General features: G+C 51.7%; 14 protein-coding genes. 6 read left to right on the top strand and 8 right to left on the bottom strand.

Annotation, left to right across the window (positions count from 1 at the left end; genetic code table 11):
• Positions 1 to 277 precede the first annotated feature (277 nt).
• The 3 genes from SGBXF1_RS07440 (at position 278) to SGBXF1_RS07430 (ending at position 3,403) form a co-directional block, all read left to right on the top strand.
• Positions 278 to 994, top strand: coding sequence for an EAL domain-containing protein (locus SGBXF1_RS07440; protein ID WP_037424564.1), 717 nt, complete (start codon positions 278 to 280; stop codon positions 992 to 994).
• Positions 995 to 1,016: 22 nt separating this feature from the next.
• Entirely contained in the window at positions 1,017 to 1,607 is a 591-nt protein-coding gene (locus SGBXF1_RS07435; protein WP_061807054.1) for a LuxR family transcriptional regulator, read from the top strand.
• Positions 1,608 to 1,780: 173 nt separating this feature from the next.
• On the top strand, positions 1,781 to 3,403 hold the full coding sequence (locus tag SGBXF1_RS07430) for an FMN-binding glutamate synthase family protein (protein ID WP_186428082.1): 1,623 nt from the start codon (positions 1,781 to 1,783) through the stop codon (positions 3,401 to 3,403).
• A gap of 128 nt (positions 3,404 to 3,531) precedes the next feature.
• Here SGBXF1_RS07430 and betA read toward each other — a convergent pair whose 3' ends face one another.
• The 3 genes from betA to betI form a co-directional block, all read right to left on the bottom strand.
• Positions 3,532 to 5,199 carry a choline dehydrogenase gene (betA, locus tag SGBXF1_RS07425; protein ID WP_186428081.1) on the bottom strand — a complete coding sequence of 556 codons (1,668 nt, stop codon included), beginning with the start codon at positions 5,197 to 5,199 and terminating at the stop codon, positions 3,532 to 3,534.
• Between the two features lie 197 nt (positions 5,200 to 5,396).
• Positions 5,397 to 6,869, bottom strand: a complete 1,473-nt coding sequence (betB, locus tag SGBXF1_RS07420; RefSeq protein ID WP_186428080.1) for a betaine-aldehyde dehydrogenase — start codon at positions 6,867 to 6,869, stop codon at positions 5,397 to 5,399.
• 20 nt (positions 6,870 to 6,889) lie between these two features.
• A complete protein-coding gene (gene betI / locus SGBXF1_RS07415) occupies positions 6,890 to 7,486 on the bottom strand; it encodes a transcriptional regulator BetI (protein WP_061807051.1) in 597 nt (198 codons plus the stop codon).
• A 413-nt stretch (positions 7,487 to 7,899) separates the two neighbouring features.
• On the opposite strand from betI, the gene SGBXF1_RS07410 reads away from it, so the two are divergent.
• Complete coding sequence (locus SGBXF1_RS07410) at positions 7,900 to 9,939, top strand: choline transporter (protein WP_130379814.1); 2,040 nt, start codon at positions 7,900 to 7,902, stop codon at positions 9,937 to 9,939.
• 77 nt (positions 9,940 to 10,016) lie between these two features.
• On the opposite strand, the gene SGBXF1_RS07405 is transcribed toward SGBXF1_RS07410, so the two are convergent.
• The 4 genes from SGBXF1_RS07405 to SGBXF1_RS07390 form a co-directional block, all read right to left on the bottom strand.
• Positions 10,017 to 10,265, bottom strand: a complete 249-nt coding sequence (locus SGBXF1_RS07405) for a YdgH/BhsA/McbA-like domain containing protein (protein ID WP_186428079.1) — start codon at positions 10,263 to 10,265, stop codon at positions 10,017 to 10,019.
• 62 nt (positions 10,266 to 10,327) lie between these two features.
• Positions 10,328 to 10,633, bottom strand: a complete 306-nt coding sequence (locus SGBXF1_RS07400) for a pentapeptide MXKDX repeat protein (RefSeq protein ID WP_186428078.1) — start codon at positions 10,631 to 10,633, stop codon at positions 10,328 to 10,330.
• A gap of 58 nt (positions 10,634 to 10,691) precedes the next feature.
• Positions 10,692 to 11,480: a molybdopterin-dependent oxidoreductase gene (locus SGBXF1_RS07395; RefSeq protein ID WP_186428077.1), complete on the bottom strand. Its 789-nt coding sequence runs from the start codon at positions 11,478 to 11,480 to the stop codon at positions 10,692 to 10,694.
• A gap of 10 nt (positions 11,481 to 11,490) precedes the next feature.
• Complete coding sequence (locus SGBXF1_RS07390; protein WP_186428076.1) at positions 11,491 to 12,102, bottom strand: cytochrome b/b6 domain-containing protein; 612 nt, start codon at positions 12,100 to 12,102, stop codon at positions 11,491 to 11,493.
• A gap of 150 nt (positions 12,103 to 12,252) precedes the next feature.
• Between SGBXF1_RS07390 and SGBXF1_RS07385 the strand changes: the two genes are divergently transcribed.
• Both SGBXF1_RS07385 and SGBXF1_RS07380 read left to right on the top strand, forming a co-directional pair.
• Positions 12,253 to 12,966 (top strand): response regulator transcription factor, encoded by a 714-nt coding sequence (locus tag SGBXF1_RS07385; RefSeq protein WP_130379808.1) that lies wholly within the window; start codon positions 12,253 to 12,255, stop codon positions 12,964 to 12,966.
• A 3-nt stretch (positions 12,967 to 12,969) separates the two neighbouring features.
• Positions 12,970 to 14,436, top strand: coding sequence for a sensor histidine kinase (locus tag SGBXF1_RS07380; protein WP_130379806.1), 1,467 nt, complete (start codon positions 12,970 to 12,972; stop codon positions 14,434 to 14,436).
• 217 nt (positions 14,437 to 14,653) lie between these two features.
• On the opposite strand, the gene SGBXF1_RS07375 is transcribed toward SGBXF1_RS07380, so the two are convergent.
• A complete protein-coding gene (locus SGBXF1_RS07375; protein ID WP_186428075.1) occupies positions 14,654 to 15,316 on the bottom strand; it encodes a fimbria/pilus periplasmic chaperone in 663 nt (220 codons plus the stop codon).
• Between the last annotated feature and the right edge of the window lies 1 nt (position 15,317).

Here is a 15,317-nt window from a genome sequence, read left to right as displayed (position 1 = left end):
TTGACGATTCAATCGAATAGGAATAATCTGTGTTTTGGAAAGCCATGCAGTCAGTCATTTTGCCTTAAGACCTAATTATCAGTACATTATTCCGTATATTTACATTTTGTTACCTTTTGAACGCTTTAGACTTCGCGACAAAATGAACCTTTGATGGTCTGTAAGCGGCATTGCACACCTTGGCTGCTTTAAATAAGATATTTACCTATAAATAGCCAAATCTCATTAAATTATTTTTAAAAAACAAACAGTTGTACATCAATCAAAGGATTGAGGAATGCGCGGTTCTTTTAGAGAGAAAAATAACGGAATTAATTATGTTTTCCAGCCTATGTTCGCAAAATCCGGACAATTGCTGGCCGTTGAGTGTCTATCACGATTCACTTTTAATAGTGAATATGCGCATTTCTCTCCTGAACAGTTCTTTCGTACTGCTGATAGCGCCACTCGAATTGAGATTTTGTTAGATCAGGTCAGTCTGATAGAGAAATATAATCACTGGTTTCGTGAAAATCAGGTGATCGCCACATTAAATGTAGACGACCATTCTCTTCGATCTTTAGCTAATAGCCATTTTGCAGAAAGAATTAGTGCCACAAGATGTATTCATTTCGAAATCAGTGAGAACTCAACTCGGTTGGTAAAGGACCGTGTTCATGGCGATCCCTCACTGAAGAGCTATTCATTTTGGCTCGATGATTTTGGTTCTGGCTATGCGGGTTTTTCCGCGTTGTATAACAGCCAGTTCCGATTCGTTAAACTCGACCGCTTTTTATTATGGGACTTTATGAAGAAGTCCGGTGGCGACGGTTTAATGCGCGCTTTATTGCGCTTTTTTTACCTTAATCATTACAAGGTAATTATCGAAGGAGTAGAAACTCCCGAACATAAAAAATGGCTGGATGAGATGCCATATTACGCACTGCAGGGAAAGCTGTGGAAGGAATCCGACATCAAGGATTTGAACTCGCTTCTTACAGCTGAATACTTTTAACTCATTATGGGTGTTTACCATTATGTCTAAAAACAATGTCCTTGTTATTAGTGAGTGTAAGTACAGCTATGTCGGCCTTTCGGTGTTACTGAAAAAACATTACGGCAAATACGATATCAGACTGTTTTCGGATTTTATGCATGGCGGAGCTAAGGCGGAGAAAATAATTAAGCACGATATCGCGCTGATCTTCACCTCACAAAATCTGGAACAAAGTGTCAACGTCATCGAAAGCCTTGTATCTCTTCATCAGCAATACAACTCTAAAACGCGCCTGCTGGTTTTTTATGACGACGAGCGTGTTGTAAAGCTGTTGTCGATCCTCGGGATCTCGGTTGAATTGGTCTCTACACGTATTCCACTTTATTCGTTACAGGAAAAAATACAAAACCTGTTGGAAAGCAAAGAGCCTGGTGGGATAAAAATGCAGAAAACCCGGGAGCTTAGCCCGGCAGAAAGTGATGTTATCTTCAATCTGCTGCGCGGTGACAGCCTGCTGCATATTGCTCAAAAGCGTGGTACTCACCCCAAAACGATTTTCTCGCAGAAATACAGTGCGATGAAAAAACTGCGACTGCGTAGCATGAGCACGATTTTTGTCGCCAGCAAGTGATCCTTCAGGCCGCCACTCGGCGGCCTGAATACTCTCCACCTCGTTAAATTTATGTAACAACGAACGACAAAGCAGCAACAGCCACATAACACTCCTGCCTATTGGTTACGATTCACTCACGGGATTATCCCGAGAGTCATGTCGTCTGGATTAAAAAAACATCAGGAGATGTTATGAAGTCATCGTTATTCAGCCGTTATACCTGCTTTGTCTTGAGTATCTTGCTGACGCTGGCGTCATTGGCGCTATTACCCCACCAGCCCTGGTTTTGGCTATCGACGATCATTTTTGGTGCACTGAGCGTATTGGGTATTTATGACCTCACCCAACAACGCCATGCTATCTGCCGTAACTACCCAATCATCGGCCGTTTGCGTTTTTTCTTCGAATTTATTCGACCAGAAATACGCCAGTACTTATTGGAAGAAGATAACGCGCAGATCCCGTTCTCACGCACCCAACGCACACTGGTCTACCGCCGTGCCAAAAATGAGATGGGTGACAAGCCCTTTGGGACTCAGTTAGACGTTTATCAAACCGGTTACGAATGCATTGGCCACTCTATGCGGCCTGTCGCCGTATCCGATCCAACCAGTTTTCGCGTCGCGATCGGCGGCCCGGATTGCAGCAAACCCTACTCCGCCTCAATTTTTAATATCTCGGCCATGAGTTTCGGCGCACTGTCGGCCAACGCTATTCGTGCACTCAATCTGGGAGCGGCAAAAGGAAATTTCTACCATGACACCGGCGAAGGCAGCATCAGCCGCTATCACCGTGAAAATGGTGGCGATTTAGTGTGGGAACTGGGAAGTGGTTATTTCGGCTGCCGCACCGCAGACGGCCATTTTGATCCACAACGCTTCGCCGAGCAGGCTAAAACCCCACAGGTGAAAATGATTGAAATCAAACTTAGCCAAGGGGCAAAACCGGGGCATGGCGGTATTCTGCCGGCTAAAAAAGTGGATGCAGAAATTGCAGCAACGCGAGGTGTGCCTGAAGGGGTAGACTGCATTTCGCCAGCGTCACACAGCGCCTTCTCCACGCCTGTGGAAATGATGCACTTCATCCAACAGTTACGTGAATTGTCCGGCGGCAAACCCGTGGGCTTCAAGCTGTGTATCGGTCACCCATGGGAATTTGTCGCCATCGCCAAAGCGATGTTGCAAACCCAAATATTGCCAGACTTTATCGTGGTGGACGGCAAAGAAGGCGGTACCGGTGCCGCGCCGCTCGAGTTATCCAACTACATGGGTATGCCGCTGCGCGAAGGGTTATTGTTCGTGCACAACACCCTGGTAGGCTGCGGACTACGTGACCAAATCAAGATAGGTGCCAGCGGCAAAATCATCAGCGCCTTTGATATCGCCAGTGTATTGGTGTTGGGTGCCGATTGGGTGAATTCAGCACGTGGCTTTATGTTTGCCGTCGGTTGTATTCAATCACAGAGTTGCCATACCAACCATTGCCCAACCGGTGTTGCTACCCAAGATCCACTACGGCAGAAAGCCTTGGTGGTCCCGAACAAAGCAGAGCGCGTTTACCATTTCCACCAAAATACCGTGAAAGCACTGGCAGAAATGCTGGCGGCGGCCGGGGTCAGTCGACCGGAACAGCTCACATCGCACCATATGTTACGCCGCATTACCTCGACCGAAATAAAGGTTTATGCCGACATCTATTACTATCTGGAACCAGGTGCGTTACTGCAAAAAGAGATAGAAAGTGATTTCTATGCGCGCATGTGGCGTATGGCGACACCAAACAGTTTTGATCAGGCGATCTCCCTGCCGGCTTAAGCAGACTTATACGTCACAGCTTACAAGTTGCAGCGGTATGAGGTGCCCCCCGCCTCGGGGAAGGGCCTTGGAGAGGGGGTTGCTTGCTACAGCAGCCCTTCCCTTCAGCGGCGAGAGGACATGTTGGATTACAGCTTGCGCACCGGGGCGTCGCCAGCCACGTAATACTCGGCAGTACTTCGTGGCAGCGGCGTGCGCTGACGGATGCGATCAGCAATTTTCTCAGCAATCATGATAGTGGTGGCATTCAGGTTGCCGGTAATGATCAGCGGCATAATTGACGCATCGACAACCCGCAGCCCTTCCATACCGTGCACTCGGCCCTGCCCATCCACCACAGCCATCTCGTCTTCACCCATTTTGCATGAGCAGGAAGGATGGAAAGCGGTTTCGGCATGTTCACGTACAAAAGCGTCCAATTGCTCGTCGGTCTGGACTTCCGGCCCCGGGCTGATTTCACGGCCACGGTATTCATCCAGTGCCGGCTGCGCCATGATTTCGCGCGTGATGCGAATAGCGTCGCGGAATTCCTGCCAGTCCTGCTCGGTCGCCATATAGTTGAACAAGATGCTAGGGTGCTGGCGCGGATCTTTTGATTTCACCTGCACACGGCCACGGCTTGGGGAACGCATCGAGCCAACATGCGCCTGGAAACCATGCTCTTTCACCGCATTGCTGCCGTTGTAGTTAATTGCTACCGGCAAGAAATGGTACTGAATGTTCGGCCACGCGAACTCTTCACGGCTGCGGATAAAGCCACCCGCTTCAAATTGGTTGCTGGCACCAATACCGGTCCCGTTGAACAGCCATTCCGCACCAATTTTCGGTTGGTTAAACCACTGTAACGCCGGGTACAACGACACCGGTTTTTTGCACGCGTATTGCAGGTACATTTCCAGATGATCCTGCAAGTTCTCACCCACGCCAGGTAAATCATGCACCAGATTAATATCCAGGCGGTTCAGCAACGACGCAGGGCCCACGCCGGAACGCTGCAAGATCTGCGGCGAAGCAATCGCACCGGCACACAACAATACTTCTCGACGCGCACCTGCACTGATGATCTGGTTGCTCTCCCCCTGCAAATAATCGACCCCGACCGCGCGCTTGCCGTCAAAACGGATGCGATCGGTAAGCGCGTGAGTCACAATCTTCAGATTAGCGCGAGAACGCGCCTGATCCAGATAGCCTCGAGCAGTACTGGCACGACGGCCTTTCGGTGTGACCGTGCGATCCATCGGGCCAAAGCCTTCCTGCTGGTAGCCGTTTAGATCGTCGGTGCGCGGATAACCTGCCTGAACACCGGCTTCCACCATCGCGTGGAACAATTCGTTGTTACCGGCTTTCGGTGTAGTGACACTCACCGGGCCATCGCCACCGTGAAAATCATTCGGTCCAATATCACGGGTTTCCGCCTTGCGGAAATACGGCAGGCAATCCAAATAAGTCCAGTCTTCCAGACCCGGAGCCTTCGCCCAGTTATCAAAGTCCATCGCGTTGCCGCGGATATAACACATGCCGTTAATCAGAGACGAGCCACCCAACCCCTTGCCACGACCACACTCCATGCGGCGATTATTCATGTGTGGCTCAGGGTCAGTTTCATATGCCCAATTATAACGGCGGCCTTGCAACGGAAATGCCAGCGCTGCCGGCATCTGAGTACGGAAATCCATCCGGTAGTCCGGGCCACCGGCTTCCAGCAGCAGGACGCTGACGTCTGCGTCTTCGGTCAAACGGGTGGCTAATACGTTACCGGCAGACCCGGCCCCGATGATAATGTAATCGTATTCCATCGATATCTCCTTATCCCCTTCGTCTTTCAAGCCACAGCGTTGTTAGCTGCATGCGCTCACCCCAGTCACTTACTTAAGTAAGCTCCTGGGGACTCCCGCACTTGCCGCCTAGCTGTGACTTGAAATCCATTGGGTATATATTTTTATGATTAATAGCTTAGGATGCCCGGACAAGCATTTAATCGATAATGGGGTGTTTAAAAGATGGAAATATATTCGCCCAGCTCCACCTGCACCGATTTGATCTGGGTGTAGTGCTCCAACGTCGTCAGGCCGTTCTCACGGCCAACGCCGGACTGCTTGTAGCCGCCGACCGGCATTTCCGCCGCCGATTCGCCCCAGGTGTTAATCCAGCAGATACCGGCTTCCAACTGGTGGATCACCCGGTGAGCACGTGTCAAATCATTCGTCACCAGTCCAGCAGCCAGGCCGAAAGTCGTGTCGTTGGCGCGACGTACCACTTCGTCTTCTGTGTGATAGCTGAGAATGCTCATGACCGGTCCGAAGATCTCTTCACGCACGATTTCCATGTCATCACGGCAATCGGTAAAGACGGTCGGTGCCACATAAGCTCCCTTGGCATATTCGCCAGCCGTTACACGTTCACCGCCACACAACAGGCGTGCACCGCTGTTTTTGCCGCTCTCGATAAAGCGCAGCACTGATTCCATATGCGCGAAGCTGACCAATGGGCCAAAGTTGGTTTGTGGATCGGTGGGATCACCCAGACGAATGCGTTTTACACGCTCAAGGATTTTGGCTTCAAACTGTGCCTGTAGCGCTGACGGCACAAATACGCGAGTACCGTTGGTGCAGACCTGGCCGGAGCTGTAGAAGTTGGCCATCATGGCAATATCAGCCGCGCGATCCAGATCGGCGTCATCAAAGATGATCAGCGGTGATTTGCCCCCCAGTTCCATGGTGACTTCTTTCAACGTCGAACTTGAGGCGTTAGCCATCACTTTTTTGCCGGTTTTCACCCCACCAGTGAACGACACCTTGGCGATACCCGGATGATCGGTCAGGTACTGGCCGACTTCTGCGCCACTGCCGGTAACCACGTTGAATACGCCATCAGGCAAACCGGCTTCGGTGTAGATTTCCGCCAGTTTCAACGCCGTCAGTGAGGTCACTTCACTCGGTTTGAAGATCATCGCATTGCCTGCCGCCAGAGCGGGGGCAGACTTCCATAAGGCGATTTGGATCGGGTAGTTCCAGGCACCGATACCGGCGACCACACCCAAGGGTTCACGGCGGGTATAAACAAATGCGCTGTCGCGCAGCGGGATCTGCTGGCCTTCGATCGCCGGGATCAGTCCCGCGTAATATTCCAGTACGTCGGCACCGGTGACGATATCCACTGCCGTGGTTTCTGACATTGCCTTGCCGGTATCCAGCGTTTCCAACGCAGCCAGTTCGTCATTGCGTTCACGCAGAATATCCACCGCACGACGCAAGATGCGAGAACGCGCCATCGCCGTCATTGCCGCCCACACCTTCTGCCCGCTGGCTGCGCTGGCAACCGCACGGTTGACGTCTTCAGCGCTGGCAGATTGGATCTCGGCAAGCACTTCGCCATTCGCCGGGTTCACTGCACTGAAGGTTTTTCCATCGGTACTGTCTACATAGGCGCCATTAATATAGAGCTTCTGTAAGCCAAAACGGGACATAGGTTCTCCTTGGGTTGTCCTCAAGGTGGCGTGTGCCCCCTGAGTTGAAACGTAATGTAATCGGTCGTGAGTGCGATCGCCTGTGTCTGATTGAACGCCGCACCACGCAATGCGCTGCGCAGCCACAGGCCGTCGATCAACGCCGCCAGCCCTTTTGCGGCCAGTCGCGCCTCTGCCTTCGGCAATACACGACTAAATTCAGCACACAGATTGGAATACAGACGGCGGCCGTTTACCTGTTGCAGCCGGTTAAGCTGCGGTTGGTGCAGACTGCTCGCCCAAAAGGCCAGCCAGGTTTTCATCGCGGCGCTGTTGATTTGGCTGTCGTCAAAATTACCGGCAACGATTGCCTGTAGCCGTGATGCCGGGCTGTGGTCACTCAACGCCTGTAACCGCAGCTTTACCGCCTCGCCCAGATGGCTAATCAAATAGCGCATTGTGGCCTCAAGCAGGCCATTCTTATCCTTGAAATAATGGCTGATGATGCCGTTGGAAACGCCCGCCCGACGCGCTATCTGCGCAATCGTGGCGTCATGCATTCCGACTTCGTTTACTGCGGCCAGCGTGGCATCTATCAACTGCTGCCTTCTGATGGGCTGCATTCCTACCTTTGGCATAATTCGACTCTCACAAAACCGACTTCGGCCTCATCTCAGCGGCGAAATATCACGGTATTTTCGCCTGCTGAACGTGGTCTTCATGCCAACCATTAAACTTTTTTTTGATTGAACGTTCAATAAAAATTGCATATATTTTATTACCGCTTGGTTACAAATATGTACTTTTCGGTTGTGGAACTGGCTGATTTTTGTGAGGTATTTAACGAATCTGACCAAAATCAGTGTCTGTAAGCGGTTCCCACCCACGAAGCGATTTTCCGTTTCGTTAACAAGCAAAGCGGCAATCTTTGGCAAGCGAAATAGCGATTGCCGCGGCTTTTATCCGCACTGTTTCCGGACGGCACCTGCGTGTCGTTCAGGCTGGTGTGTGGGCACGATTTTACTCAGTTGTTAAAAAACAGAGGAAGACGATGACAACACGCGAAACCTCCTCAAAACCACAACAGGATGGGCTTAATCCTGTGGTTTTCTTTACCTCGGCAGGGCTGATACTGGCCTTCTCACTGATGACCATCTTTTTTACCGATTTCTCCGGGCGATGGATCACCCGCACCCTGAATTGGGTGTCAACCACCTTCGGCTGGTACTACTTACTGGCCGCTACCTTGTACATCGTATTTGTTGTGTTTATCGCAGCCTCACGCTTTGGTTCGATCAAGCTTGGGCCTGAGCAGTCGAAACCTGAGTTCAGCCTGATGAGTTGGGCAGCTATGCTGTTCGCCGCCGGTATCGGCATAGATCTGATGTTCTTCTCGGTCGCCGAACCGGTGACACAATATATGATGCCCCCGGAAGGTCAGGGCCAAACATTGGAGGCTGCACGTCAGGCAATGGTGTGGACGCTGTTCCACTACGGCCTGACCGGCTGGTCGATGTATGCATTGATGGGTATCGCACTCGGCTATTTCAGCTACCGCTATAACCTGCCGCTGACCATTCGTTCGGCGCTCTATCCCATCTTTGGTAAACGGATCAACGGCCCAATCGGTCACAGCGTGGATATTGCTGCGGTACTGGGCACCATTTTCGGTATCGCCACAACTCTCGGCATTGGCGTAGTGCAGTTGAACTACGGGTTGAAAGTGCTGTTCCACATACCGGAAAACCTGACGGTACAGGGCGCACTGATCCTGCTTTCAGTGATTATGGCCACGATTTCGGTGACCTCTGGCGTCAATAAGGGCATCCGTATTCTGTCCGAACTCAATGTGCTGTTGGCACTGGGGTTGATCCTGTTTGTGTTGTTCTTCGGTGATACTGAGTTCCTGCTCAATGCCCTGGTGCTCAATGTCGGCGACTATATCAACCGCTTTATGGGGATGACGCTCAACAGTTTCGCCTTTGATCGTCCTGTAGAATGGATGAACAACTGGACGCTGTTCTTCTGGGCCTGGTGGGTTGCCTGGGCGCCGTTTGTCGGCTTGTTCCTGGCGCGAATCTCTCGCGGACGCACCATCCGTCAATTTGTGCTTGGTACGTTGATTATTCCTTTCGTGTTTACCCTGCTCTGGCTGTCGATCTTCGGTAACAGTGCGCTTTACCAGATTATTCACGGCAATGCTGCCTTCGCGCAGGAAGTCATGCAATATCCTGAACGCGGTTTCTACAGCCTGCTGGCACAGTATCCGGGCTTTACCTTCAGCGCTTCCGTCGCGACGATTACCGGTTTGCTGTTCTACGTGACTTCAGCGGATTCCGGTTCTCTGGTGCTGGGCAATTTCACCTCACGTCTGAGCGACATCAATAACGATGCCCCCAACTGGCTGCGTATCTTCTGGTCAGTGGCGATTGGTTTGTTGACTATCGGCATGCTGATGACCGACGGCGTACCTGCATTGCAGAAAACCACCGTGATCATGGGCCTGCCGTTCAGCTTTGTGATCTTCTTTGTGATGGCCGGGCTGTATAAATCGCTACGGGTGGAGGACTACCGCAAAGCCAGTGCACTGAACACGTCCGCACCGATGCCGGTGTCCAGCAACGACGTGCTGAACTGGAAACAACGCCTGTCACGAGTAATGAACTATCCAGGCACTCAGTACACTCAAAAAATGTTGGACACCCGCTGCCGACCAGCGATGCAAGAAGTCGCCCGTGAGTTGGAACTGCGTGGTGCAAAAGTGGAGTTCAGCGAGGTACCGCCAGCCGAAGATGAACGCTTAAACCATCTGGAATTGCTGGTACATTTAGGTGACGAACAGAACTTTATCTATCAGATTTGGCCGCAACGCTACTCCGTACCGGGCTTTACCTATCGCGCCCGCTCGGGTAAGTCGCACTATTACCGGTTGGAAACCTTCCTGATGGAAGGCACCCAAGGCAATGACCTGATGGATTACAGCAAGGAGCAGGTGATCGGCGATATCCTTGATCAGTACGAGAAACACCTGAACTTTGTGCATATCCACCGTGAGGCACCAGGCAACACTCTCACCTTCCCGGATATGTAACTCGATAAAAAAAGGGGCTCAGCTTAGCTGTGCCCCTTCTCACCGGATATGTTCTCTGCATCGCACCCTACCTTCCCTTATTTATACAAATCCGCCGTACCGTAGACATGATTGTTGACGGTGACCGAAGTGATGCGATAGCCGCTAGCACCTTGTTGCTTGGCATCGGCAGCTATTGACTGTTCAAAGTCATTTAATGTTGATGCCTGACTGGAAACTACACCAATTTTTTGCAGTTGCTGGGCGTTTTCTGCTGTTACCGGTGTTGCTGCCAGTGCAGCCCCGCTGATGCAGGCCAATACCACGGCCAGGATAAGGTTTCTCATGATAAACACCTCGTTATTGCTGAAAAGACCGGCGACCCGAGCCGCCGGAGTTGGCGCGGGATTTACTGCCCCATCGCGTCTTTTTTCATTTCATCTTTTTTCATGCCGTCTTTGGCCATGCCGTCTTTCTTCATGCTGTCATGTTTCATTGCATCCTTACTCATAGAGTCTTTCTTCATGCAGTCCTTGCCCATGCAGTCTTTCTTCATGGCGTCTTTTTTCATGCCATCTTTAGCCATGCCGTCATGAGACATCTGGCCCATATTGTCCTTTTTCATCGCGTCTTTGCTCATGCTGTCTGCAGCATTGGCACCGATAGAACCCAACATCAACGCGCTGCACATCATCACTGCGAATAACTTTTTCATGGTATTTCCTTCTCTCATTTAAAAAGCACCTGTGTGCCGGGGATAGTTGTGGCCGCCGTTAGCTGCCGCCAAACCAGTTGTAACCTTGATCTTCCCAGTAACCGCCGGGAAAACGGTTGGTGACTTCAATCACCTGAATATGTTTCGGATTCTTGTAGCCAAGCTTGGTCGGCATACGCAGCTTCATCGGATAGCCGTATTTTCGCGGCAGGATCTGACCGTCGTAGGTCAGCGCCATAATGGTTTGCGGATGCAGCGCCGTAGCCATATCGATGCTGGTGTAGTAATCGTCGGCGCATTTAAAGCTGACATAGTTGGCGCTCAGATCCGCGCCGATCGCCTGAAGGAATTGTGCAAATGGCACCCCGCCCCACTTACCGATAGCACTCCAACCTTCAACACAGATATGGCGCGTCACTTGGCTGATTTGTGTCATTTTGTGCAATTGCGGCAGTGTCCAGGGCTGTTTATTCAACACCAAGCCACTGACCTCCAACCGGTAGTCATCACCATTAATATCCGGTGCATCTTCCTCGGCGTAAAACGCGTTAAAGGGAAACGGACGGGTGATCATCGACTCGGCATATACAGGTGCTAAATGGTCAGCATTGAACAGCCAGCCCTGTACCCGATCGTTAAACCGAGAGATACGATTCAGCGCTTGTTCCACATTGGCATTACTGCTGATGTCACAGCCGGTGAGCATCGCGATACCACCGAGTGTCAGCCCATTACGCAGGAAACGACGGCGCGAAGATGACGCCAGTTGGCGTGCCAGCAATTGCTGCGCTTCTTTCACGATCTCCCGCCCTTCGCTTAGACTGATCGGTTGTTTTTCCGCTTTCATCACGCTCTCCTTAACGTCCACGCAACATGGCCAACAGCGTGCGTGGCACCAACGCCACCATCACCAAATGCACCAGTACAAAACCCACCAGCCCTGACATGGCAAAAAAGTGGATATAGCGTGCCGCGTCATAGCCACCGAGCAGCTCACGCAGCAACGGAAATTGCACCGACTTCCACAACACCAGGCCAGAGAGCACCATCACCACGCCAGCAACCATGACAAACAGATAAGCCGCTCGTTGCACCATGTTGTAATGCCGTAAATCGCTGTGCCCAAGCTTGCCCCGCAACGCTACAAACAAATCACTCAACAAGACTTTGGGGCTGAGTGGCCAAAATTTGCGTTTCAGGCGACCACTGAACAGATTCATCAGCAGATAACACAAGCCATTAATCCCAAACAGCCACATACCGGCAAAATGCCACTGCAACGCGCCTCCCAACCAACCGCCCAGCGTCAGCTCGTTCATAAAGCTGAAGTTAAACAAGGGTGAGGCGTTGTAGATGCGCCAGCCGCTGGTCACCATGATCAGCATCGCCAGCGCATTCAGCCAGTGCGTCAAACGCAGCCACAACGGATGAATCAACTCGGTTTTATCCGGCGTAATGGACATAGCCATGATGCCTCTCCAGACGGTGTGATTTCGATGACTTGAGTATCCAACTGATTTGTTCCCCAAGACCTCACGTAAAGTTAAATAAAATGTGATAACTCCGACTACGGGGGTTGTGTAGACTTCAATAAGGTCTGGCAATCAGCGGTGAGAAGAATGGAAAAGCCAAAGAAAATTTTAATCGTCGAGGATGACGGTAATATCGCGGAGCTGCTGCAATTACATCTGCGTGACGAGGGCTATGACATCAGCCATGCCGCCGATGGCAATCTGGGTATGGCGATGTTGGAACAAGGCGGTTGGGATGCGCTGATCCTCGATCTGATGCTGCCTGGGATTGATGGGCTGGAGATCTGCCGTCGTGCACGCAATATGACGCGTTACACACCGATCATTATCACCAGCGCGCGATCAAGCGAAGTACACCGCGTGCTCGGGTTGGAGCTGGGGGCTGACGACTATCTCGCCAAACCCTTTTCAATGTTAGAACTGGTGGCCAGGGTCAAAGCTCTGTTTCGTCGTCAGGAAGCGATGAGTCGTAATTTGAAGATGGATGCCGGTACGCTGAGTTTTGACGGGTTAATCATCGATCCGATTGCGCGTGAGGTGCATTTGAATCAACAGGCAATCGATCTGACCCCACGTGAATTTGACCTGTTGTATTTTTTTGCCAGGCACCCCGGCAAAGTCTTTTCTCGCCTTAGCTTGCTCAATCAGGTGTGGGGCTACCAGCACGAAGGCTATGAGCACACCGTGAATACTCATATCAACCGGCTGCGTATCAAGATCGAAACCAACCCAGCGGAACCCGAGCGCATCCTCACTGTGTGGGGTATGGGCTATAAATTCGCGGCAGCGCCGCAAGAGTGAACCATGAAAAATCTTACGCTAACGCAACGTCTGACCTTGATTTTCGCTCTGCTGATGGTGGTCAGCTGCGCTATTTCCGGCTGGATGCAGGTACGCAGTAGCACCCAGTACAGCCAAGCCGTGATCCAACGATTGTCCGGTAATTTGGCGCAGCACATTGCCGACAGCAACCCACTGCTGGGACAAAATGGGCTAAATGCAGATTCGGTGCATGGCTTGTTCAATCAACTGATGGCCGTAAATCCCAGCGTCGAGGTATACCTGCTCGACAAACAGGGTGACATCATCGGTAACGCTGCCCCGGCAGGTCATCTGAAACGGCAGAAAGTGGATTTGCTACCGATACAGGCACTACTCGATGGTGCGAGCATGCCAGTTTACGGCGATGATCCACGTAACCCTGATGCAAAAAAAGTCTTCAGTGCCGCGCCGTTAAAGGTGAATGGTCAGATTGAAGGCTATTTATATGTGGTGCTGCTCGGCGAAGACTATGACGCTCTGGCCAGCAATGCGTTGTTTAATTCAGCAGTGACAATGGCGCTGTGGTCATCAGGCCTGATGGTGCTATTTAGCCTGGTGGCTGGCGGTTGCGCTTTCTACTGGGTTACGCGACCGATCCGTCGTCTTACCCGTCAGGTCAGTGAACTGGACAGCGGCGGAATTGCCGCGGTGCAAGCCTATGCAGCACTGCCTGCTGACAGCGGCGGGCGTGACGAAGTCAGCCGCTTACAGCAAGCGTTCAGTAGCATGTCTCGGCGTATCGCCGAACAATGGCAGTCGCTTTCGCAACAGGACCAACAGCGCCGCGAGTTTATTGCCAATATTTCACACGACCTGCGTACCCCGCTAACGTCATTACACGGCTACCTGGAGACTCTGTCAGTAAAATCTGCCAGCCTGAGTGAAAACGATCGGCAGCGTTATCTGGAGATCGCCTTGGCGCAGAGCCGTAAAGTGGGCAGGCTTGCACAAGAGCTGTTTGAGTTGGCACGGTTGGAATATGGCGTCGTAAAACCACAGAAAGAACCGTTCTCTCTGAGTGAGTTAGTACAGGACGTATTCCAGAAGTTCGAGTTGGCGGCAGAAGCTCGCCAACAAAGGCTGCTGGCGGATATCACCCCTGGTATTCCGTTGGTGTTTGCCGATGTCAGCATGATTGAACGGGTGCTAACCAATCTATTGGATAATGCCATCCGTCACACGCCACAAGGCGGTGAGATCGAGGTACGTCTATGGCAACAGGCAGGCAAGGTACTGGTGCAGGTTAATGACAGTGGCCCGGGTATCCCGCAAGAATTACGCGCCGACTTGTTTATGCGCCCTTCAATTCTGAGCAGTGCCCGACGTCATGCCAGTGGTTTGGGGTTAATGATCGTTCGGCGTATTTTGCTACTGCATGACAGCGATATCCAACTGGTCGAGCGGCCGCAAACCGGTGCCTGCTTCCGCTTCTCGATCCCGCTGCGCTAATCAAGGCTGCTCAGTTTAATGGCGACGTTGTCTTGTAGTCAGAGATACCCGGACCTAGCGCGCCGAGACCATGATGGGGCACATCCATGTGCCCCACCCTACGGGCCGACTGGACGACGCTCCAATTTGTTCCCGCAAATTGGTCGGCGGCAGTTCAGCTACTCCCCCAGAGGTACGCTTTCCCTAATAACGGGCTTTGGCAGCAGCCTTTACTGCATTAGTTAATGCAGCTTTTATCGACGCTGATAAATTTGTCGTTATAGATAATAAATTTCTGCCCTTTCAGCCTAATACCGGCATGGGTGAGCGTATCACCGGGGCGCAGGTATTCGGTTATGCCTTCCTCATCGGTGCTATCGCAGCCAGGCTTGAGCAGAAACTTAAAGTAGGTGTTGCCGGTATTCGTCAGCGTCCCACGTTGCGAATCAAGCCGATAGGCGAAGTTACTTTGGCGTGGACGCACCACCAGAATGGTGTCCATCACCACTATCGGCTCCAGATTGACGCCTGTAGTTTGGCGCGCCGCCGGGTCGATAAAACGAGTCGGAATTTCGCGGAATGACACCCGGTAATAACGCTCACGGTTATCCTGTGGGCCACGATAGAAGAACTTGTAATACTCACCCTGTCCTGCCTGCAATTGGAGCTGGCGGGGAGCAAACAGCAGTTCTCCATCTGCTGGGCGACTGCGTGCTTCATTTTCTCCCGGCCGATCAATCGCACGCAGCGTCACCTGATAAATACGTGCACTGCGATTATTGTTCAACACCCGTTTGGCTGTGAACGATTGGTCTTGGTCCATGGTGAACGTCAGCGTGCCGACATTAATTGCCGCCACGCTAAATGGCAGACACAGTAACCAAAACAGCCAGATTCTCACG

The organism is Serratia grimesii, from assembly GCF_900186025.1.
GTDB classification, from domain to species: Bacteria; Pseudomonadota; Gammaproteobacteria; order Enterobacterales; family Enterobacteriaceae; genus Serratia; species Serratia grimesii.
This window is presented reverse-complemented; position numbering and strand designations above follow the sequence as displayed.

What these genes read in the sequence shown, in the direction of transcription:
- SGBXF1_RS07440 (WP_037424564.1), top strand. Translation starts at nt 278, where the DNA reads ATGCGCGGTTCTTTTAGAGAGAAAAATAACGGAATTAATTATGTTTTC.
- SGBXF1_RS07435 (WP_061807054.1), top strand. Translation starts at nt 1,017, where the DNA reads ATGTCTAAAAACAATGTCCTTGTTATTAGTGAGTGTAAGTACAGCTAT.
- SGBXF1_RS07430 (WP_186428082.1), top strand. Translation starts at nt 1,781, where the DNA reads ATGAAGTCATCGTTATTCAGCCGTTATACCTGCTTTGTCTTGAGTATC.
- betA (WP_186428081.1), bottom strand. Translation starts at nt 5,199, where the DNA reads ATGGAATACGATTACATTATCATCGGGGCCGGGTCTGCCGGTAACGTA.
- betB (WP_186428080.1), bottom strand. Translation starts at nt 6,869, where the DNA reads ATGTCCCGTTTTGGCTTACAGAAGCTCTATATTAATGGCGCCTATGTA.
- betI (WP_061807051.1), bottom strand. Translation starts at nt 7,486, where the DNA reads ATGCCAAAGGTAGGAATGCAGCCCATCAGAAGGCAGCAGTTGATAGAT.
- SGBXF1_RS07410 (WP_130379814.1), top strand. Translation starts at nt 7,900, where the DNA reads ATGACAACACGCGAAACCTCCTCAAAACCACAACAGGATGGGCTTAAT.
- SGBXF1_RS07405 (WP_186428079.1), bottom strand. Translation starts at nt 10,265, where the DNA reads ATGAGAAACCTTATCCTGGCCGTGGTATTGGCCTGCATCAGCGGGGCT.
- SGBXF1_RS07400 (WP_186428078.1), bottom strand. Translation starts at nt 10,633, where the DNA reads ATGAAAAAGTTATTCGCAGTGATGATGTGCAGCGCGTTGATGTTGGGT.
- SGBXF1_RS07395 (WP_186428077.1), bottom strand. Translation starts at nt 11,480, where the DNA reads ATGAAAGCGGAAAAACAACCGATCAGTCTAAGCGAAGGGCGGGAGATC.
- SGBXF1_RS07390 (WP_186428076.1), bottom strand. Translation starts at nt 12,102, where the DNA reads ATGGCTATGTCCATTACGCCGGATAAAACCGAGTTGATTCATCCGTTG.
- SGBXF1_RS07385 (WP_130379808.1), top strand. Translation starts at nt 12,253, where the DNA reads ATGGAAAAGCCAAAGAAAATTTTAATCGTCGAGGATGACGGTAATATC.
- SGBXF1_RS07380 (WP_130379806.1), top strand. Translation starts at nt 12,970, where the DNA reads ATGAAAAATCTTACGCTAACGCAACGTCTGACCTTGATTTTCGCTCTG.